This window comes from Prosthecobacter sp. (assembly GCF_029946185.1).
In the GTDB taxonomy this organism is placed as follows: Bacteria; Verrucomicrobiota; Verrucomicrobiia; order Verrucomicrobiales; family Verrucomicrobiaceae; genus Prosthecobacter.
Window position 1 is genome coordinate 1 of the sequence record NZ_JAQSEA010000225.1, and the last position, 20,753, is coordinate 20,753.

Genomic DNA, 20,753 nt, shown 5'->3' on the forward strand with positions numbered 1-20,753 from the left:
AGGCCATGTGGCAGCAGGGAAAGCAGATTTTCGCAAATCACCGCAGGCCAGGTGGGTAGCAGCGTGAACTTGCCTCGCCCGCCGAAGATGATGCGAGTCTTGGCGAAGCCGACCTGCCGGAAGAGCGCGGAGAGGTCGCCCACGGTGTATTCCTTGAGGTGAAAGCCAGTGGCCTCAGTGTCATAGAAGCAACTGATGTCGTGTGGGCCTGTGAGGCGGCTGGGGGTGATGCAAAGATAGACGCCCCCGGGGGCCAGCGCGGCATGCAGATGCCGCAGTTGTTCAACGGCATCGTCTGGATGTAGATGCTCCATCAACTGGTTGCTGTAGGCCACATTGACGCTGCCCGGCGCCACGGGGATGGTGCTGCCGTCTGACAGGACCAGCCGCAGATTGTCCGGCAGCGTGCGTTTGCGCGTGATTTCATCGGAGACATCCACCGCCAGCACCTGGGCCACTTGGGCTGCAACCGTCTTAGCCAGCTCACAATCTCCCGGTCCGACTTCGAGAAAGATCGTTTTCGGAGTTAAGAAAGGCGTCAGGATCTCCATTTTTTCCGCTACATCGGCGGCCAGTCGCTCGGGAGAGGCCTCGTTCGTATGCTGCGGATGCTCTGGCACGCGTTTGAAAAGCTCGTCATAGACCTCGGAATACAGCGTGCGGCGCTGCTCTTTGGTGGCATGCCGCAGCCGGTCGGCGAGTTCTCGCTCCACCTCGTAGTGCTGGCGGAATTGTTCCGGTGTGCGGGTATCGGTAACGGTGACGGGCATTTGTACCTAGAAACTAAGCGCCAGATGCGTTTGAGGCAAGGGCTCGCACATCCTTGCTCATTTCTGAAGGCGAACTAGCATGGGGATGATGCTGAAACACTTTCTTCTGCTCTGCCTGCTCACACTTGCGGCCCAGGCCCAGGATCTGGGTCCGGCCAAAGACGATCCTTCCGTGCCCAAGGATCGTGATACCATCCTGCGCATCCAGATCTTCCTCGACAAAAATCTCTTTGGCCCCGGCAAGCTGGATGGTGCCATCGGCGAGTTCACCTACAAGGCCGTGGTGAACTACAATTACGCGCACGGTCATCGCGATTTATACAATTGGGCGCGAATCCAGGCAGCAGCGGAAGCCGAGGTGCCCGTGATCTTCGCCGCTTTCAAGATCCAGCCCATTCTGACCCGGTATGTGACCGCCGACCTACCCGAAGACTACGAGAAGGCGTCGGTCTATCCCTTCATGGCCTACCGCAGCATGCTGGAGCTCATCGCCGAGCGATTTCATACGGATGAGTCCTTCCTGACCACCATGAACCCCAAGAGGAACCTGGCCACGCTCAAGCCCGGCGACATCATCGTGGTGCCCAACGTGAAATCCTTCCGCATCGAAGACATCAAGCCGTTGCAGGGCTTCAAAACGGACCCCACGCTCAGCAGTCACACCATCGTGGTGGACACCACGGAGCGAATGGCCGCAGTTTACAGCGAAAAAGAGACGATGCTGGCCGCTTTTCCCATCACGCCCGGTAAGCCGCAGTTCATTCCCGTCGGCACCTGGAAAGTGGTGACCATGATGGCCACGCCGACCTTCCGCTACGACAAGCAGTTCCTCGAAGAAGGCGTGCGCGGGCAGGAGGCCTTTCAGATCCCGTCCGGGCCGAACAGCCCCATCGGCGTCATCTGGTGCGGCCTGAGCAAATCGGGCATCGGCCTGCACGGAACTGCCATGCCGCGCACCATTGGCCGTACGCGCAGCGCGGGCTGTGTTCGCTTCGCCAACTGGGACGCCATTCGTCTGCCGCAACTCATTCGGCCAGGAACGCGCGTCATTGTGCGTTAATCTTCCACCATGCGCATTCTCATCGCCGGTCTCTTCCACGAGACGCACACCTTTCTCGACGGACTCACCGCACTCTCTGACTTCCAAATTCGACGCGGAGAGGAGCTGTGGGCCAGCAAAGGCGACTCCTCACCCCTCGGCGGCGTGCTGGAACTGGCCGACGAATTCGGCTGGCAAATGATTCCGACCGCCGACTACCGGGCGCAGCCTTCCGTCACCGTGGCTGATGACGTGATTGAGCAGTTCTGGAACGACATCGCTCCGGCTGCTGCCAAAGCCGACTACGACGCCATCTACCTCGTGCTGCATGGCGCGATGGTCTCGCAAACGATCCTCGATGTCGAAGGGGAGATCCTGCGCCGACTGCGCACGCTTACCGCCGTGCCCATCTTTGGTGTCTTCGATCTGCATGCCAATTTTTCGCCACAAATGGCAGCGCTGGCTGATTGTTTGGTAGGTTATCGCGAAAATCCGCACACCGATGCACGTGAGGCGGGATTGATCGCAGCGCGTTTGCTGAATCGATGCCTCACGACCGGCCAGCGTCCGCGCATGCAACTCAGGCAGCCCGGCCTCAACTGGCCACCCACCGGCACCGGCACGGCGAATGATCCCATGCTGACGCTGGAAGTGATGGCGCGGCAGTTTGAAAGCGATTCGCTCTGGGCCATGAACATCGTCGCGGGTTTCAGCTTTGCCGACACCCCGGACACCGGCGTCAGCTTCGTCGCCTGCACCACGGCGGATGCTACGTCGCAGTTGGAAGAACTCGGTAAAGTGGCGCATGAGCTCAGCCACCTCGGCCAGATCACGGATCCGTCTGCGGATGAAGTTCTCGAACAACTCAAGCCGCTGCCTGCGGGGCTGACCGTGCTCGTGGAGCCCTCAGACAACATCGGCGGTGGTGCTCCCGGCGATGGCACCGGACTGCTGCGTGCACTGATTCGCCATGGCATTCCGAATGCTGCCATTTGCATCAGCGATCCGCAGTCAGTGTGCGAACTTGAAGCCGGTGCGCGTACGATCAAACTCGGCGGCAAAGGCAGCCGTTTGGATGCAGGGCCGCTCGAACTCGAAGTGGAACTCATCGCTTTGAATGACGGGCGCTTTGAACTTGAAGACAAGAACAGCCATCTTGCCAGCATGTGCGGGGATGTGTTCGACATGGGGCGCTGTGCCATCGTCAAACATGCGGGCATCACCATTCTCATCACCAGCGTGAAGACGCCACCCTTTGATCTTGGCCAGTGGCATAGCCAAGGCATTGCAGTTGAGGGGCTTGGCGTTGTGGCCGTCAAGGCCGCCGTGGCCCATCGTCGTGCGTATGATCCAATCGCTGCGCGCATGCTGTGGGTGGACACGCCGGGGCCGTGCAGCAGCAATTTGCAGGCGCTGCCGTACCGGCATTTGCAGATCGCCGGGTAAATTCATCCCAAGAGGATCTTGGGTGCAGCGTGATGCGGTGTGATTCCACACCGCTATGAACACGAACGATCCCCATCAGCCGCCCGCTTATCAAGTGCCACCCGGTTGGGAGCGGTTTCAACCGCCGCCTGCGGCTGAACCCATCTTGGAGGTGGTCATCATGGGGGAGGCGTTACCACCACCACCTCAGGTGCAAATTTCGGCATGGCTGCGCTTTTGGAGGCAAATGGGCGGGGGTTCGCTCATGCTTAGCATAGCGGTGCATGTGGGGTTGTTGCTGGCGGCGGGGCTGATTCTCGTTGGGACGCAGAGGGCGAAGCCGGTGGTGGATTTTGTTCCGGCTGGTCAAACGCAGGCGAGTGTCGATGCTTCGCGAGATTTGGAACATAAGGTCAGCATGAAGCAGATGAATGCCATGGCGAGAAAGATGCCGCAGACACGCATCGGAGTGGAGGGCGTCGAGGGTTTTGTACTGCCTGAGTCTGAGGTGATGGTGCTGCCGGAGGCAGGGCATGGAACTGGCAGGCTGATGAGTGCATCCCTTGGCAACAGGGCCCCCGGCATGGAGGGCTCCGCGCCACCCGCCATGCTTACTCATTTGCCTAACATGTTTGGTGGGCGGTGTTCAATGCAAAGCAGGCTTGAGAAATTGAGGGAAAATGGTGGAACGCCGGAGTGTGAAATGGCAGTTTCGCGCTCGCTGGCGTGGCTGAAGGGGCAGCAGAATGCGGATGGCTCGTGGGGGAGCCGGAACAAGGCGGCGATGACGGGTTTGACGCTGCTTTGCTACCTGGGACGGTGCGAGACGCCGGATTCTGCGTTCTATGGTGACAACGTGCGTGATGGGATGCTCTACCTGGTGGAGCTCGGGAGGAAGAATTCGTATGGAATTTTGGCGGACAATCTTGTGTCGAATTCCGCAACTTATGAGCATGGAATTGCGACTTACGCGCTTGGCGAAATGTATTCGTTTTATCGTTTGGGGAACCGCAGCCTGCCCGGACTGAAAGAGACTTTTGAAAAAGGGGTGCGGATTATCATCGAGCAGCAGAACCCGCAGGGTTCATGGACTTATGGCGGAAAAGAGGCGGGCATGCCGACTGCTTACAACAAGGACAGCAGGGGGGAGGATTTGTCGGTCAGTGGCTGGCAGTTTCAGGCGCTCAAAGCGGCGAAGCATTCGGGGTTGAAGATTGAGGGGCTGGATGGGGCCATCAAACGCTGCTGTGATTATCTGGAGTCGAAGCAGACGAAGGATGGTGGGTTTGGCAAAACGAACCGGGATGACCATTACAATCAATGGAGCCTCACGGGTTGTGGGGTGCTGGGGTTGCAGACTTTGGCGCACAACAAGGTGACTCCGGTGAAGAAGGGGATTCGTTTTTTGAGGGAATTTCTCACCAGCGAACCGCTGGACTGGGAGCGCAACTGCAACCTGTATTGCTGGTACTACTACACCCAGGCCTTTTTCCAGGCGGGAGCGGATGACTGGAAGTTTTACAATGCTCAGTTTATGCCGCAGGTGCTGGGGGCGCAGCAGGCTGATGGCTCTTTTAAACGTGGGCGGCCGAACTGGCCGGCGGGTGATGCGGCGGATGCGATTTATCGGCAGTGCCTGTGCACATTGCAGCTCGAGGTTTACTTTCGTTACCTGAAGGTGGCGGACCGGGAAGAGAAGTCGGTTTTTGAGAGGTGATGGGGCATGGAGGGCGCGCGGGTAGGGGCTTTGATCGTGAGCTTTTGGAGCTTGTGGCACGTTCCCCGCGCGGCGTGGCTGAAGGCAGACGCTGCTGGTGGGCTTAGTGTGTGGCGGTGTGCTGGGTTTGCTCCCCGTTCAAGTGTTGCGATACCCAGGGTCGCCTCGCTTAGGCTCGGCTGACCCTGGGCTGAATTACGCAGCACCTTTGGTGCTGGTGCAGGCGCGGGGAGGATGGGTGGAAGCGAAGGGGTATTCCAGCAAGAAAGCGTCGAGTGCCTGACGTCAGGCTGCTTTAACTTCGTGCCATTCGATCGGGGTGTTTTATTTGGTGCAACAAGATCGGGTGAGGCATTGCCACGGGGTGGGGAGCGGGATGGGGGGATCTGCGCTTCTGTGCGGTCAGCGTGAGCCTGTGCTCCGCCACCCCTCATGGAAGTTTTTGCCGTCACCCTCTTCGTCAGCCTGATGTTCGCCGTTTTGTTTGCGGCGCTGTATCTGGCGGAGCGGTCGCAGAGACGGCGGGGCAGCATCGAACAAGATGCGCTGCTGCCGCTTGATGAGCCTGAGGGCGCACGGATGACCGTGCCTGAATCCCATTCCCGCACCTCCTTTCCCCATGACCAGCACCGCAGCCTCCAAAGTCCCCATTGAGTTTAATGACAAAGTTGTCCGCCAGTTCATGCTGGCTTCGATTATTTTCGGCGGTGTCGCCATGCTCGCAGGCGTGTTCATCGCCAGCCAGCTGAACTTTCACCAGCTCAATCTGGCGGAATGGATGACCTTTGGTCGTCTGCGCCCGCTGCACACGAATGCGGCGATCTTTGCGTTCGTGGGAAACATGATGTTCGCGGGCATCTACTACTCCACGCAGCGGCTGTGCAAGTGCCGGATGGGCAGTGACAGGCTGAGCGCCATTCACTTCTGGGGCTGGCAGCTCATCATTGTGGCGGCGGTGATCACGCTGCCGCTGGGGCTTTCACGCGGCAAGGAATACGCGGAACTGATCTGGCCCATCAACGTGGCGGTGGCGGTGATCTGGGTGGTGTTTGCGGTGAACTTTTTCCTCACGCTGCACAAACGTAATGAACCGAGCCTCTACGTGGCGCTGTGGTTTTACATCGCCACGATTGTGACGGTGGCGATGCTGTACATTGTCAATCATCTCTCCATTCCCACGAGCTGGACGCACAGCTACGGCATCTTTGGCGGTGTGCAGGACGGGCTGGTGCAGTGGTGGTATGGGCACAACGCCGTGGCCTTCTTTCTGACGACGCCGATCCTCGGCATCATGTATTACTTTCTGCCCAAGGCGGCGGAGAGGCCGGTGTACTCCTACCGGCTGTCGATTGTGCATTTCTGGTCGCTGGTGTTCCTGTACATCTGGGCGGGGCCGCATCACATGCTGAACACGGCGCTGCCGAAGTGGCTGCAAATGCTGGGCGTGTTCTTCAGCCTGATGCTGTGGGCACCGAGCTGGGGCGGGATGATCAACGGTCTGCTCACGCTGCGCGGGGCGTGGGACAAGCTGCGCACGGACCCTGTGATCAAGTTCTTCATCGCAGCGGTGACATTTTACGGCATGTGCACCTTTGAAGGGCCGCTGCTGTCCATCCGCGCGGTGAATGCGCTTTCCCATTATTCGGACTGGACCATCGGGCATGTGCACAGTGGCGCTCTCGGCTGGAATGGCTTCATGGCGGCAGGGATGTTTTACTGGCTGGCACCCCGGCTGTGGAATACGAAGCTGTATTCGGTGGCCCTGGCCAACTTCCACTTCTGGATCGGCACGCTGGGCATTCTGCTCTACGTGGTGGCGATGTGGATCAGCGGCATCATGCAGGGGCTGATGCTCAATCAGGTCACCGCAGATGGATTGGCGCTGAAGAACACGTTCCTCGACACGCTGCAGGCGATCCGTCCGCTGATGGGGCTGCGCGTCATTGGTGGCGGCATGTTCCTCGCTGGCTGGCTGGTGATGTGTTACAATTTGTGGAGGACCATTCGTTCCGGCACACCGGTGAACGAGGTGCGTGAAGTGGCCGTGCTCCAGCATGGCAAAACGGACACGATGGGCATGAAGGATACATTTTTCAATGATCCGATGGCCTGCGTTATGGGAGCCATGATCCTCATTCTTGGCTGGATCTTCCTGCCGCCGGGCGCGGACATCGCCTCACTCATCTGTGCGATTGTGTTTGGTTACCTGGCCGTGCGCCGCTTCCAGAAGACAAGTCACACGTGGGCCAACTGGTATGACCGGCTGCTGCACAATTATCTGCCCTTCACGGTGCTGACTTTTGTGGCTGTGGTCATCGGCGGGCTGATCCAGATCATTCCGACGATCACGGTGAACAGCGCGAAGAATGTGGAAGATCGCATCCAGAAGCTTTATGAGCCGCTGGAACTGGTGGGGCGTGACATCTACGTGAGCGAGGGCTGCTACAACTGCCACTCGCAGATGATCCGCACGCTGGTCCCGGACGTGATGCGTTATGGTGACTACTCCCGCCTGGGTGAGAGCATTTATGATCATCCGTTTCAGTGGGGTTCCAAGCGCACAGGCCCCGACCTGGCACGTGAAGGCATGGTGGGGCAGCGGTCCGACTCCTGGCACTACGCTCATCTGATGGACCCGCGCTCCATGTCTCCGCAGTCCAACATGCCGCCGTATGCGCACCTGAATACCAAGGCATTTGATCAAAAAACGCTGCCAACCAAGATCGCTGTGATGCGCCGTCTGGGGGTGCCGTATCCGCCGATGGATGCCACGGAGATCAAGATGAAGGCGCTGGAGCAGGGCGTGAAGATAGCGACTGAGCTGAAGAAATCGAACATCGTGGTGCGGCCTGACAGCGAGATGGTGGCCGTGATCGCCTACCTGCAGAAGCTGGGCCATTTTGACCAAGTTGAGGTGGAGGAAAACCTCAGCCGAAAGGGGCAGGGGGTGCCATTCCCGCTCTCTCCCGTGATTCCAGACAAAGCCCGCCGCGCTGACGGCTCGAAGTAAACCCACACCGATACCACTGACTTATGTACAAGCGCATCATCTATGAAAACTGGCACTTCATCGTGCCCGTCGTCTCCTTTGTCACCACCGTGCTCGTCTTCGGCATCATGACCCTGCGGGGCATGCTGATGGGTAAGGACAAGGCCGAGCACATGTCACGCCTGCCTCTCGAATAATCTCCCATGGACTCCAAGCAGCCATCCCCCACCAACGAGCCCGTACTTCGCGAACACGTCTATGACGGCATTCAGGAGTATGACCAAAAGCTGCCCAACTGGTGGCTCTTCACCCTTTACCTCGCGATTGCCTATTTCGTGATCCACTGGCTGTGCTACTACCAGCTCGGGCTGGGCAGCAGCGATGAGATGGTGATTGATCAGGCCATTGCTGAGATGCAGGTGGCACGCGACAAGCAGATGGAGTCCATCACGGATGAGCAGCTTTGGGCGCTGTCGCGTGATACCGCTGCGGTGGAGGCTGGCAAGGCGACCTTCATGACTCAGGGCATGTGCGTCTCCTGCCACGGGCCTGATCTCAGCGGGACACTCGGCGGAGCGAAGCTGCCCGGGCTGCCTCTGAGCGATAAGGAATGGAAGCATGGGGGCACGCCGACCGAGATTTTCAAAATCGTCCGCAAAGGATCACCTGACGTGACCAAAGGTATGGCTGCATGGGAGCTGATGCTCGGCATGAAGCGCGTCAGTGAAGTGGTGGCCTTTGTCCTCAGTCATCACAAAGAAGGCGAGCCCGTGACCCGGGCCGCAGACTCACCCCCACTCGCAGCACCGGCTGCCGCCAAATAGCCGCAAGGCCTCCTGATGCCATTCAACCCACTGAACCTCGTATCGCTTGGATCCATCAATGATGATGGAAGCAAAAAGACACTGCATCCGGCCGATGTGGCCGGGAAGTATACGCGGAGCCGGCGCATCGTGGCTCTGGTGCTCATCATCGTCTATGTGGCACTGCCGTGGATTCCGGTGAACGGATTTCCAGCGGTGTTTCTGGATGTGCTGAACCGCCGGTTTCACTTCATGGGCCTGACGCTGGCAGTGCAGGATCTGTGGGTGGGTTTCTTCCTCGTCACGGGGCTGGGGTTCGGGCTGTTTTATGTCACTGCGCTGTTTGGGCGTGTGTGGTGCGGATGGACCTGCCCTTACACCGTGTTTCTGGAGCATGTCTATCGGCGCATCGAGAGACTGATCGACGGCGATGCCACGGCACGGCGCAAGCTGGATGCCGCACCGTGGACGCCGCACAAGATTGCAAAGCGTGTGTTCAAGCATTCACTTTACATCCTGTCCTCGCTCATCATCGCGCATGTCTTCCTGAGTTACTTTGTCTCGCTGGAGCAGCTGTATGCAATGATGCACGAATCGCCGCAGGCGCATGCGGTCGCCTTTGGTGTGATGGCGTTTCTTACCGTCGGGCTGTATGGTGCGTTCAGCTGGTTCCGGGAGCAGTTTTGCGTGATCATGTGCCCGTATGGCCGCATGCAGTCTGCGCTGGTGGATGACCACACGATCAATATCGGCTACGACAAAAAGCGCGGTGAGCCACGCGGCAAGACGGGCACCACCGGAGCGGGTGATTGCGTGAACTGCCTGCGCTGCGTGCAGGTCTGCCCCACGGGCATCGACATCCGCAATGGTCTGCAGCTTGAGTGCATTGGCTGCGCCGCGTGCGCGGATGCCTGTGACACCATCATGACCAAGCTCGGGCGCAAAACCGGGCTGGTGAGGTATGACTCCCTCACGGCCTTTGAAGGTGGTAAAACGCGCCTCATACGCCCACGCATTATCTTGTATACCGGACTGCTGTTGCTGGGGCTCGGGGTCTTTGGATTTTCGGCAAGCCGGATCGAACCGATGCGGGCCAATGTGCTGCGGATGCAGGGCTCGCCGTATTATGTGAGCAACGGCATCGTGCGGAACCAGTTTCTGGTGCGGCTGATCAACAAGCGCAATGAACCGCGCACGTTTAGCCTGGCCTTGGAGGGTGAAGTGCCGGCGGGACTGACGGCAGCGGGGGCTGACGCGCCGGTGACCATCGCCGCGCAGGATGAGGAGCTGAAGCCGCTCATGATTACGCTGCCGGAGAGTGCCTTCAAAGCCCCGTTCAAGTTCAGCCTCAGCATCACCGACACGAAGGATGGCAAGACCTACCGCACCAAGCCTTTCGAATTCGCCGGTCCTGATCCCACCCTCAAATCCAATGACTACCTCGACGCCAAGCAATATCTCCAAAAGTGAGTCTCTCGGCTGGATCTCGCGCCGCCCCTGGTTGTGGGTGGTGCTGGCTTTTGTCGTGCTCATTTGTGCGTGGGGCGTGCTGTTTTACATCGCGTTTAACAATCAGCCGGAGGTCGTGCCGCTGAAGCATCTGATACCGGCATGATGCAGATCGACACCAGCGCGGCAGCCTTTGTGGCTGGCATTGTCACGAGTGTGCATTGCGTGGGCATGTGCGGGCCGTTGTCGTGTTCCTGGGCGATTTCGGCCAAAGGGGGTGGATTCATGAGGAGCACGGCGCTGTACCACACGGGGCGCATGATCTCTTATGGGATTGCGGGCGCAATTGCCGGGGCGATCGGTGCGGTGCCGCTGGCCTTCTTTCAGCATGGCGCGGGCATGGTGCTGCCGTGGCTGCTGGTGCTGGCTTTTGCGTGCGTGGGTCTGGGGCTGGATGCGTGGCTGCCGAAGCCGCGCTTTCTTTCTGCGGGGCTGCGCCGGGTGCAGACGGCGGCGTTTCGGATGAAGAGCACGCTGCGGGCGGCCATTCTCGGGCTGGCGACTCCGCTGCTGCCCTGCGGGCCGCTTTACATGATGCTGGCGCTGGCTACGGCGAATGGCAGCGCGGTGAAGGGGGCGGGGTTTGCGGTGGCCTTTGGGTTGGGCACGTTGCCGCTGCTGTTTTTGGCGCAGACGCAGCTGCACTTGCTGGGGGGACGGCTGCAACCTGCCACGATGAGGAAGGTGCAGCGTGGGCTGGCGCTGGTTACGGCGGTGATTCTGGCGTGGCGGCTGCGTGATACGCTTGATTTTGGGAGCAGTGCGGCGGCGAGCTGCTGCCATGCTATGAACTGATATTGAATGCCATGAGTGTAACACCATTAAAAAGGGGCGTTGAGCGCGGCGGGGGTGCGGCGGGGCGCTTTGCAGACGCTGCTGGTGAGCATGGGGTGTGGCGGGGTGATGGGTTTGCTTTCCGGATTGGCGTGGCAAGACCCAGGGAAGCACTCGCTAAGGCTCGGCATCCCTGGGCTATGTTACGCAACCCCTTTGGGGTTGGTGTGATGCGGGGTGGAATGGCGAAGGATTTTGGCAGCCCCTTTGGGGTTGGTGTGAGGCGGGGTGGAGTGGCGAATGATTGTGGCAGCCGCTTCAGGGTTGGTTTTAGGCGGAGGGGAGTGGCGAAGGATTTTGGCAACCCCTTTGGGGTTGGTGTGAGGCGGGGTGGAATGGCGGAAGATTTAGGCTCCTGTTTTGGAAGGTTCCATGTGTTGCCTTGGGGGCAGGAGACGCCGACAGCTTGGAGTTGGATCGCTCGCGAGTTTTTTAAACACGATCTCGTTTATCTTGATGCTAGGAGGGGCTATTTATGAATACAATATGCCAGCATTGCGGGACGCCGGTGCCTAGCACGCGGAGCGATGGGTTCTGCTGCGGGGGGTGTCGATCTGTTCATGATTTGCTGCAGCAGCAGGGGCTGGAGCATTTTTATGATCTCAAATCTGGGCTGAACCTGCCGCCGGTGCCGGCGCAGGCGATGCGCCAGCAGGACTATGGCTGGCTGGAGACGGCTGCGCTGGCGGCGGAGGCGACGCGGGTGAGTGAGGATGTGGCGGCTGAACTGAGCGTGTCTGTGCAGGGGCTTTCGTGCATGGCGTGCATCTGGCTGATTGAGCGGGTGTTTGCCAAAGTGGGAGGCACTCAAATCAATGTGGATATTTCCAGCGGTGAACTGCGCATGGCGTGGCAGCCGGGGAAGTTCCAGCCGGTGGAGTTTGCACGTGAGCTGCAGCGCTTTGGCTATCTGCTGGGCATGCAGCGTGCAGATGGTGGACAAGCCAGTGATAACAATTTGGAGAGGCGCACGGGGGTGTGCGGTGCTTTTGCGATGAATGCGATGGCGTTTTCCCTGCCTGCGTATTTTGGCATGCCTGCGGACTTTGCCTTTGCGAGTTCCTTTGACCTAGTGGCGGCGGCCTCGGCGACGCTGTCGCTGCTGGTGGGGGGGAGCTACTTCGGCATGCGTGCGTGGCATGCGCTGCGGGCGGGGGTGCTGCACATTGATACACCGATCACGCTGGGGATTCTGGCGGCGTATGCGGGTTCGCTGATCGGGTGGATGAGCGGTGAGCCGGGGCTGAAGTATTTTGATTTTGTGGCGATGTTCATTTTTTTGATGCTGGGTGGCAGGCTGGTGCAGCAGATGGCGGTGGTGAGAAATCGCCGAAGGCTGCTGCGAGATCCGTCCATTCCTGAGGCGGAGATGCTGGAGGCTCTGGAAGCAGGTGCGGCGTTTACGGTGAAGCCGGGGCAGGCGGTGCCGGTGGCGGCGAAGCTGGTGGATGCGTATGCGAGCATCAGCCTGGAGTGGATCAGTGGTGAAAGTGATTCGTGCACGCGGAGCAGCGGCCAACTGCTGCCTTCGGGGGCGCTGAATGCTGGCACGCGTGCGCTGAATGCGGTGGCGCTGGAGGCGTGGAAGGAGTCGACTCTGCACAAGCTGCTGGAGGCGCGGCGCGGGGGTGAGCACCGTGATCTGCGGCTGGAAAAACTGCTGCGCGGGTATTTGATTGTCGTTGTATTTGCAGGTGTCGTGGGTGGCCTGTGGTGGTGGTGGCAGACGGGCGAATGGGCGCGTGCGGTGCAGGTGATGATCTCGGTGTTTGTGGTGTCATGCCCGTGTGCACTCGGGGTGGCGGCGCCGCTGGCGGATGACATTGCTGCGAGTCGTGCGGCTGATCAGGGTGTGTTTGTGCGGACGCTGGGGCTGTGGAAGAAGCTGACGCGGCTGCGGCAGGTGGTGTTTGATAAAACGGGGACGCTGACGCTGGAAAATCCGCTGCTGCTGAATCCTGCGGTGTTGGAGGAGCTGGATGATAGGGCGCGCCAGATGCTGCGGCATCTGACGAGCGGCAATTTGCATCCGGTGAGCCGGAGTCTGTTTGATGCGCTGGGTGGGATGGCCGGCGAGGGACTTGAGGCTGAAGTCAGTGAAGAGGCTGGCCAGGGTTTGCGCTGTGAATATGAGGGCTGGGTGTGGGCGATTTCACGGCCGGTGGATTCGTCTGCGGATGCTGTCTTCACGCGCGATGGTGAGACGCTCTGCGCGTTCCGCTTTCGTGATGCGCTGCGTGCTGAATCTCTGGCGCAGGTGGAGGAGTTGCAATCGCGGGGATTACGGGTGAGCATTCTCAGTGGTGACCGCGAGGCGAAGGTGGCCGCGATTGCGGAGCAGTTGCATCTTGATCCGAGGCAGTGGCAGCACAGTCTCACGCCGGAAGAAAAGGCGGCGTGGATCTCCGGGCATGAGCCGCAAAGTACGCTGTACATTGGTGATGGGGCCAATGACAGTCTGGCCTTTGATGCTGCTGCGTGTGCGGGAAGTCCGGTGACGGGGCGCAGCTTTTTGGAGCATAAAGCGGACTTTTATTTCCTGGGGCACAGCATGCGGTTTATGAGCAGCCTGCTGGACATCGCTGCTACGCACCGCCGTGCTGTGCATGCGATTTTTGGATTTTCGGTGACGTATAATATCGTCACTGTGATCGTGGCGCTGGCGGGGTATCTGAGTCCGCTGCTGGCGGCGATTTTGATGCCGCTGAGTTCTTTGGCTACGCTGTCGCTGGTGGCGCTGGTGTTTCGCCGTGGAGGGAGCGCGGGGGTGCGGAAGTATGTGGGGCCGGAGGTGGCGGGTGGGGTTCCGTGTGTGACGGCGTGTTGAGTGATTTGCGGGTGATGTCGCCTTGTTTCGGACTCGCGCGTCATCGAGAAGATTGATGCGGCAGGCTTTTGGACAAGGTGAAGCTGGTGAGTTTTGGAGGTGCTTGGACGCCCTTCACGGCGGCGGTATGGCGTGCAGACGCTGCTGGAGGACGCGGTGCGCGACGGAGGCGCTGGGTTTGCTCCCCGGTCAGTCGGATCATTGACCCAGGGTCGCCTCGCTGAGGCTCGGCTGACCCTGGGCTTAAATACGGAAGGCCTGTGGCCTTCAAGCAATAGCGGTTCGCAAAACTCATTTCCGTTTAGCAGGCTGTTTCTTGTAGGCAGATCATGGGCTTCCTTCTTCGCTCTCCTGCGTCGAGCTACGAAGGACAGGTCCGACGGCGGCTGGCTGCGGACGGCCAGCCCTACCTGCGCTGGGCGTGCGCCTGCCCGGTGCGAGTATTCCTTCAAGCGCCGTCGAGCGTCGCAATACGGCCTCTATCTGGAAATCTGTTTTGGAAAACGCTATAACTCCAAACTAAACGAGATGTGGGAAGCGACAGGGGGCGGGTGGTGAGTCAGCGTCTGCATCTTCCAGATGCGAGAGGGTTTTCTCCCAGAGTTTCAAGGTGCCGTCGTAGGCTGTCTTGATGCAGGTGTAGCATTCGGGGACTTCGGCGCAGCTGCCGTAGTAGGTGACGATGCGGGTGCCTAGAGGTTTTAGCTCAAGCTGCTGCTGCACGTGGAGGGTGTAGTCGTCGTAGAGCTGGGGTTGCATCTCCACGTCGTGGTCGATGCGGAGCATGGGCAGGATGTTTTCTTCGAAGGGATTGAAGAGGTAGAAGGCATCGAAGGCCTCAAATGACACGGTGGTGATATTGGCGTGGATGATCTCTACGCGAGTGATGCGGTGGCGGTCCAGCAGTTCACGTGCGGCTTTGACGAGCCGGCTGCGCTGCTCCACGCCGGTGAAGTGGCCGAGGGTGGCGGTGGCGCCGATGGCGCAGAATTTTCCGGGTCCGCAGCCGATGTCCAGCACGCGGGTGCCGGGTTTTTCGACGAGCATCTGCGCGGCCATCTGGCACACATCCAGTGGAGTCCAGTGGCAGGCGGATTGTTGGTAAATGTCCTCGGGAAAGTCGCGGTCGAATTCGTGATCCTGGAAGGCGGTGAGGAATTCGGTGTCGGACTCGATGGGTGGAGTCGAGATCTGGGGGTAGTGACGAGTGGGCATGAGGTCTGCCAGGTCCGCGAATTCGGATGACTGGAGGGGAGCATGGAAGTGTGCCGATCCAAGGCGGGGGAGCCAGTGGTTATTTCACGGGAGTATGAGAGTGTGCTGGGCATCGACAGACGGGGGAGTGTCTTGCGTACTTCCAAGCAGCGTCTTCAAAAGCACTCGACGCTTGCGCTGAAACTTCATCCGGCCTGCCTGCTGCAAGACAGGAGCTGCCGCTGGTTCGATGACGAAGCGGCCTGCGTGAGCGCTGATCGACAGACAGGAGTGTCTGTCGTACTTTACGGCTTCCACCAGACATCTAGCTTTGCGGTGAGCGCTTTCACTTTGTCTGCGTTTTCGGCTGCGAGGTTTTTTTCCTCGGTGGGGTCGGATTTCAGATCGTAGAACTCTACGACATCGTCTGGCTGGTTGGCCTTGTCGGGCACGATGAGCTTGTCGTGGCCGTTGATGATCCAGCGCCAGCGGAGGCTTGCGGCGGGGACGTTGAGATCGATGAAGTTGTGGGTGAAGCATTCGCCGTAGAGGGTCTTGCGGGCGCTGACGGCGGCGGTGTCGAGGAGATCAATGCCAGGGAATTTTTTCTTGGGGGCGATGTCGGCGGCTTTGAGCAGCGTGGGCACGAGGTCGAGGGACTGCGCGAGGTCTGTGCTCATTTTTGGCTGCACATGGCCGGGCCAGCGGATCATGATGGGGGTGCGCAGGCCGCCGTCATACTGGCTTTGCTTTGATTTCTCGGCGTAGCGGCCGGTCTTGGGGTTGGTGATCCAGCCGTTGTCGCAGACATAGACGAAGATGGTGTTTTCCTTCATGCCGTTGTCGTCGATGTGCTTGATGAGCTCACCGCAGGTTTCGTCAAACCAGTCCACCATGGCCCAGTATTTGGCGACGTGATCGCTGGGGGCCTTGTCCTTGTATTTGTCGAAGAGGCGCTGCGGTGGTGTGTGGGGATCATGCGGCATCATGGGGGCATACCAGACGAAGAAGGGTTTCTGTTCTTTTTTGGCTTCGCCGATGAAATCATAGATGGGCTGCATGGTCTTGCGGCCGATGTTGAGGCCTTCATCGCCATGGCGGCCGCCGTGGGTCATGCCATGGGTGAAGCCGCCGCGCTCGTAGCTCTTCTGCCACCACTTGCCGGTTTGCAGGCTGAGGTAGCCTTTTTCCTTGAGCATGGTGGGCAGGGTGCCGGCTTCTTCGAGGTGCTTGCTGACAACCTCGCGGCCGGCATCGAATTCGGGGCTACTTTGAAAGGCCCTGGGCTTCATGCCGGTGGGGATGGGCGGGTCGTTGCTGGTGACCTTGTGCTGATGCGGGTAGAGGCCGGTGATGATGGAGGCGAGGCTGGGGCAGCAGAGGCTGCAAGGGACGTAGCCGCGGGTGAAGGTGAGGCTTTCTTTGGCGAGGCGGTCGAGGTTTGGCGTCTGGATGACGGGGTGGCCCATGAAGCTGTAGTCACTCCACAACTGGTCATCCGAGATGATCATGACAATGTTCGGCGGGGCATCGGCGGCGCTCAGGAGGCAGGGCAGGGCAAGGAGTGAGAGAAAAAGGCGGCGGATCATGGCGCATGAGAACGATGGGGCGGTAATGCATCTTGCCGGAAGATGTGGTTCGGGATTGAATCGGGGAAATGAGTGAAAACACCGAGCAACCGTTACCGAAGAAAGGCACTTGGTGGATGCTGTGGATATTCGCCACCGTCGTGCTGCCTGCTGTTGCTGGAGCCGTGTTTTCTCAACTCAGCATACCCGCGTTTATCCTCACACTCGTTCTGGGCTTGATCAGCGTTGGCTTGCTTATGGGTTCAAGCCTCAAGCTTGATCCAAAGACTGGCTGGAAGCTGCATTTGCTTATTCTGGGTGGCACAGGATTGATGGTGGTCACATTATTTTCCGGTTGTAACTGCCTAATCAATCCACTCCATTGAGCCATGTCAGAAGAATCAATACCGCCGCCGCTGCCTCCGACAGCACCCAGCAAGAATAGGTTCTGGTGGATTGCCTGGATGTTTGCCACCGTGATCATTCCCGGAAGCGGGCTGTTTCTGCTGGTTGGGTCTCCCGCAGACAAGAATGCCGAGTTGGCAATCGTGTGCTTGTGTCTGCTGGGAGGCGTGGCTTTGGTGCTGAATATTGTTTCCAGTGTCAAACTGAGCAAGGGTGGCTCTGGTTGGTTGACCTTTGGCCTGATCGTAGGTGGCCTGGGCTTGATGCTGGTATCCTTTTTTGTGGGTTGTATCATGCTGGTGAGCGTCTCCCCATGAGCATGGATGAACCACCCGAACAACCCCGGTCGGCCAAGCCTTCACCGCGCTCCAACCTCACCTTCTGGTGGTTCGCCTGGATCTTTTCGACCACGCTCCTGCCAATCTCTCTGGGCATCGGTGTTACTGCGAGACTCATCCATCACTCATCCTTGCCGCCTCTGGCGGGCCTTGGCATTCTTCTTTTGCATGCGGTCAGCAGTTCCAAGATCAGCAAACAAAGACCGGGCCTAGGGACGCTGTTGTGGTTGGGTGGCTGGGTATTGCTCTACGTGACCTACTTCATGACCTGCGGTCTCCAATTTCGAAATTAAGCATGACCACCACGACCCTCCTCAAACGCACGACCTCGCGCTGTCCGCAGTGTCAGAAGCCATGCCCGGCGACGGTCGAACAAATGGAAGGGAAGGTGTATATGAAGCGGCGTTGCATCGCGCATGGGGAGTTCAGTGCGTGCATCGCTTCGGATGCGCGGTTTTACTGGTTGGCGCAGGGCAAGGAGGAGAATAGCTGCTGCTCGGGCGGGGCGTGCTGCACGGCGGAGGGCAAGACGGCGGGCACGCTGGGGCGCAATGCGGAGGGGCGGGGAACGAATCCCATCGAGACGCTGTCCACCTGTCTGGCGCTGATCGAGATCGTGAACTCGTGCAATCTCGCGTGTCCGACGTGCTATGCGGATTCGCCGATTGGCATTGGCTCGAAGGTGGATGCGATTGCGATGGCGGACATTCAGACGCGGGTGGATGGGGTGATTGCGCGCAAAGGGAAGATCGAAATTTTGCAGCTCTCTGGCGGTGAGCCGACGCTGCACCCACAACTGGCGGAACTGTGCCGCTGGGCGAAGGCGCATGAGAAGATCGACTTCCTCTTGATTAACTCGAACGGCGTGAGGTTTGCCAAAGAGCCGGGGCTGTGTCAGGAGCTGGGCGAGATTTTCCGCAGCGGTGGCTTGCAGGTGTATTTGCAGTTTGATGGGTTGCAGGAGGCGGGGCACCATGCGCTGCGTGGGGCGGATCTGCGGGAGGTGAAGCGGAAGGCGCTGGCGAATCTGGCGGCGGCGAACATTCCCGTGACGCTGGCGATGACGGTGACGGTGACGCATGAAAATCTGTCGCACCTGTGGCAGACGATCCGCTTTGGGCTGGATGATGCGAACATCCATGGCGTGACGTTTCAGCCGGAGTTTCTGAGCGGTCGCAATCAAGCGCCGACGACGAAGCAGCGGCTGAACACGGCGGATATTTTGATGGCGGCGGTGGAGCAGTCGGAGGGGCAGCTCCGCTATGAGGACTTCACGCCGTTGCCGTGTGGCGATCCGAATTGTGCGACGATTGGCTACCTCATCCGCCGGGAAGAGCAGGTGTTTCATGTGAGTGACTTCCTGGACTTCAGCAAGTTGCAGGGATTTTTGCAGGACAAGATCCACTACACGCTGGCGGATCTGGCGAAGTGCGGCTGCGAGAACGAGCCGCTGGGCGAACTGCTCAAAACGATGGAGCAGACGCGGAGCATGGCCTTTCGCCTGATGGTGAAGCCTTTTATGGATGCGTGGACGTGGGATGAGGACCGCATTGACCGCTGCTGCACGCATGTGATCCGGCCGGATGGCAAGCTGGACTCCTTCTGCCGCTACTACTCCGGCTTTGCCGACACCCGCGAGTCGCTGTGAACGCCGCGCCGCAGCATCAGTTCATTCCTGGCAGCCCGGTGTATGCGGCGTGCATGGCGGCTGGTATATTGATTGGTGCTGTGTTCTGGTATCGGCGGGCGAAGGGGCAGAGTGATCTGCTGCTGATCTATCTGGGGGCGCTGATCGGGGGCTTTGCTGGGGCGAAGATCGCCTATCTGCTGGCGGAGGGCTGGCTGGAGTGGTCGCAGCCGGACCGGCTGCTGCGCTGGGCCACCGGCAAGTCGGTGCTGGGGGGGCTGCTGGGTGCGTATGCAGGGGTGGAATGGGTGAAGCATCTGGTGGGGCACCGGCACTCCACGGGCGATGCCTTTGCGGTGATCGTGCCGGTGGGCATCCTGCTGGGGCGGGTGGGGTGCTTTGTGAATGGCTGCTGCCTGGGGCGGCCGACGTCCTGGGTGTTTGCCGTGCGAGACATCCACGGCATGGCGCGCTGGCCTGCGCCTTTGGTTGAAGGGGCGTTTCAGGTGGTCATGCTTGCGGTGATTCTGCTGCTGCAACGGCGGGGGCTGCTGCGTGACCGGTTGTTCTTTCTCTACCTCACGGCGTATGGGGTGTTTCGCTTTGGGCATGAGTTCATGCGCGATACGCCGAGGATCTGGCTGGGGCTGAGCGGGTACCAGTTTATCTCGCTGGTGCTGGTGATGGTGGGTGGAGTGATGATGTGGCGGCGGACGAAATCAATGCTTGCACGACCTTTGGCAGAAGGCAGCCTTGCGGCATGATTTGGAACAATGTCCGGCGCGTGCTGCCGGTGCTCATCAGCTGCCTCTTTTCGCTTACTTCCTGCAAGATGCATGTGGGCTCCATGGCCTACAATGCGGTGCACCGGATGGGGAATCCGCTGACCTCGGAACCGCTGGACTACCTGCCGTTTCCGGATCTGAAGCAGTGGGCGGCGAGACCGGGGCCGATGCTGGAGGTGCAAGGTGGAAAAACCATTCCGCGCAGTCTTTTTATTCGCGAGGAGGAGTTGCCGAAGGGATCGGCCAAGGCCAAACGACCTAGCTCGGGACTGTCGGGCAGGGCGGGGGATCTCATGGGCATGGTGACGTCGCTGCTGGCCATTGCTGCGGGTTCCACTTCGGATGACAATCTGGGTTCTATCGACGACACGAGGCGGCAGCTTGCGGTGAATGAATTTCCCTTTGTGCTGCTGCAAGGGCAGGAACTGGTTTACCTGAAGCAGGAGAAGCAAACGTGGCCGAGCCTGGCACGTGCTGATAAATGGAGCAAAATCACGGTGATTACGAAGGACGGGACGTTCTTCGGCATTGCGCAGCGCATTCATTTCCGCAGTTCAACTTCGGAGGTGGTGCTGGAAGGGGACCCGACGGTGCAGTCCGGGCAGCAGCACATCAAGGGTGCCAAGCTGGATGCGATCATGGTGCTGGATTTTGCGAAGCGGCGGGTGGTGGTGAATGGGCCGGTGGTGGAGAAGAAGCTGTTTCGGTGATGGAGGTGAGGGGAAGAGCGCCAATGCCGAAATCAAGTTTTCACGTGCTTTCGCTTGTTTTGGAAATGGCGGGGCGTCCCAGAGTGAGCTAAAGCTCACGAGTACTTTCTGGAGCTGGCGGGGCGTTCCAGAGTGAGCTAAAGCTCACGAGTACTTTCTGGAAATGGCGGGGCGTCCCAGAGTGAGCTAAAGCTCACGAGTACTTTCTGGAGC

The 20,753-nt window shown here is 59.5% G+C and carries 20 protein-coding genes; 17 read left to right on the plus strand and 3 right to left on the minus strand.

Features of this window, described 5'->3' with window-relative positions; translation table 11 throughout:
- Positions 1-770, minus strand: a 770-nt coding sequence (locus tag PSV43_RS18670; RefSeq protein WP_300200903.1) for a class I SAM-dependent methyltransferase, incomplete at its 3' end; no start/stop codon positions are given.
- Positions 771-855: 85 nt separating this feature from the next.
- Here PSV43_RS18670 and PSV43_RS18675 point away from each other — a divergent pair.
- The 11 genes from PSV43_RS18675 (at position 856) to PSV43_RS18725 (ending at position 13,913) form a co-directional block, all read left to right on the plus strand.
- Positions 856-1,830 carry a L,D-transpeptidase gene (locus PSV43_RS18675; RefSeq protein ID WP_300200906.1) on the plus strand — a complete coding sequence of 325 codons (975 nt, stop codon included), beginning with the start codon at positions 856-858 and terminating at the stop codon, positions 1,828-1,830.
- A 9-nt stretch (positions 1,831-1,839) separates the two neighbouring features.
- Entirely contained in the window at positions 1,840-3,255 is a 1,416-nt protein-coding gene (locus tag PSV43_RS18680; RefSeq protein ID WP_300200909.1) for a M81 family metallopeptidase, read from the plus strand.
- A 55-nt stretch (positions 3,256-3,310) separates the two neighbouring features.
- The gene (locus PSV43_RS18685) at positions 3,311-4,951 is read left to right on the plus strand and encodes a prenyltransferase/squalene oxidase repeat-containing protein (protein ID WP_300200912.1); all 1,641 of its coding nucleotides are present in this window, start codon (positions 3,311-3,313) and stop codon (positions 4,949-4,951) included.
- A 432-nt stretch (positions 4,952-5,383) separates the two neighbouring features.
- Positions 5,384-5,605: a hypothetical protein gene (locus PSV43_RS18690; protein WP_300200915.1), complete on the plus strand. Its 222-nt coding sequence runs from the start codon at positions 5,384-5,386 to the stop codon at positions 5,603-5,605.
- Entirely contained in the window at positions 5,571-7,961 is a 2,391-nt protein-coding gene (gene ccoN, locus PSV43_RS18695) for a cytochrome-c oxidase, cbb3-type subunit I (protein WP_300200917.1), read from the plus strand. Before PSV43_RS18690 ends, ccoN begins: the two co-directional genes overlap by 35 nt.
- A 23-nt stretch (positions 7,962-7,984) precedes the next feature.
- Positions 7,985-8,137, plus strand: coding sequence for a hypothetical protein (locus tag PSV43_RS18700; RefSeq protein WP_300200919.1), 153 nt, complete (start codon positions 7,985-7,987; stop codon positions 8,135-8,137).
- Between the two features lie 6 nt (positions 8,138-8,143).
- Positions 8,144-8,764, plus strand: coding sequence for a cbb3-type cytochrome c oxidase N-terminal domain-containing protein (locus PSV43_RS18705; protein ID WP_300200921.1), 621 nt, complete (start codon positions 8,144-8,146; stop codon positions 8,762-8,764).
- 15 nt (positions 8,765-8,779) lie between these two features.
- Positions 8,780-10,213, plus strand: a complete 1,434-nt coding sequence (gene ccoG / locus PSV43_RS18710) for a cytochrome c oxidase accessory protein CcoG (RefSeq protein WP_300200923.1) — start codon at positions 8,780-8,782, stop codon at positions 10,211-10,213.
- Positions 10,176-10,358, plus strand: a complete 183-nt coding sequence (locus PSV43_RS18715) for a hypothetical protein (protein ID WP_300200926.1) — start codon at positions 10,176-10,178, stop codon at positions 10,356-10,358. The genes ccoG and PSV43_RS18715 overlap by 38 nt, the downstream gene beginning before the upstream one ends.
- Positions 10,355-11,047: a sulfite exporter TauE/SafE family protein gene (locus tag PSV43_RS18720; protein ID WP_300200955.1), complete on the plus strand. Its 693-nt coding sequence runs from the start codon at positions 10,355-10,357 to the stop codon at positions 11,045-11,047. Before PSV43_RS18715 ends, PSV43_RS18720 begins: the two co-directional genes overlap by 4 nt.
- Positions 11,048-11,561: 514 nt before the next feature.
- On the plus strand, positions 11,562-13,913 hold the full coding sequence (locus tag PSV43_RS18725; protein ID WP_300200958.1) for a heavy metal translocating P-type ATPase metal-binding domain-containing protein: 2,352 nt from the start codon (positions 11,562-11,564) through the stop codon (positions 13,911-13,913).
- A 519-nt stretch (positions 13,914-14,432) separates the two neighbouring features.
- On the opposite strand, the gene PSV43_RS18730 is transcribed toward PSV43_RS18725, so the two are convergent.
- Positions 14,433-15,128 carry a class I SAM-dependent methyltransferase gene (locus PSV43_RS18730; protein ID WP_300200962.1) on the minus strand — a complete coding sequence of 232 codons (696 nt, stop codon included), beginning with the start codon at positions 15,126-15,128 and terminating at the stop codon, positions 14,433-14,435.
- Positions 15,129-15,412: 284 nt separating this feature from the next.
- Entirely contained in the window at positions 15,413-16,696 is a 1,284-nt protein-coding gene (locus PSV43_RS18735; protein WP_300200965.1) for a sulfatase-like hydrolase/transferase, read from the minus strand.
- Between the two features lie 68 nt (positions 16,697-16,764).
- On the opposite strand from PSV43_RS18735, the gene PSV43_RS18740 reads away from it, so the two are divergent.
- Genes PSV43_RS18740 through PSV43_RS18765 form a run of 6 tightly spaced genes read left to right on the plus strand, consistent with a single transcriptional unit; the run spans position 16,765 to position 20,540 of the window.
- On the plus strand, positions 16,765-17,061 hold the full coding sequence (locus tag PSV43_RS18740) for a hypothetical protein (RefSeq protein WP_300200969.1): 297 nt from the start codon (positions 16,765-16,767) through the stop codon (positions 17,059-17,061).
- 3 nt (positions 17,062-17,064) lie between these two features.
- Positions 17,065-17,397 carry a hypothetical protein gene (locus PSV43_RS18745; RefSeq protein WP_300200971.1) on the plus strand — a complete coding sequence of 111 codons (333 nt, stop codon included), beginning with the start codon at positions 17,065-17,067 and terminating at the stop codon, positions 17,395-17,397.
- 2 nt (positions 17,398-17,399) lie between these two features.
- Positions 17,400-17,711, plus strand: coding sequence for a hypothetical protein (locus tag PSV43_RS18750; RefSeq protein WP_300200974.1), 312 nt, complete (start codon positions 17,400-17,402; stop codon positions 17,709-17,711).
- Positions 17,712-17,713: 2 nt separating this feature from the next.
- Positions 17,714-19,066, plus strand: a complete 1,353-nt coding sequence (locus tag PSV43_RS18755; protein ID WP_300200977.1) for a radical SAM protein — start codon at positions 17,714-17,716, stop codon at positions 19,064-19,066.
- On the plus strand, positions 19,063-19,809 hold the full coding sequence (locus PSV43_RS18760; RefSeq protein WP_300200980.1) for a prolipoprotein diacylglyceryl transferase family protein: 747 nt from the start codon (positions 19,063-19,065) through the stop codon (positions 19,807-19,809). Before PSV43_RS18755 ends, PSV43_RS18760 begins: the two co-directional genes overlap by 4 nt.
- Entirely contained in the window at positions 19,806-20,540 is a 735-nt protein-coding gene (locus PSV43_RS18765; protein WP_300200983.1) for a hypothetical protein, read from the plus strand. The genes PSV43_RS18760 and PSV43_RS18765 overlap by 4 nt, the downstream gene beginning before the upstream one ends.
- The last annotated feature ends 213 nt before the right edge of the window (positions 20,541-20,753 follow it).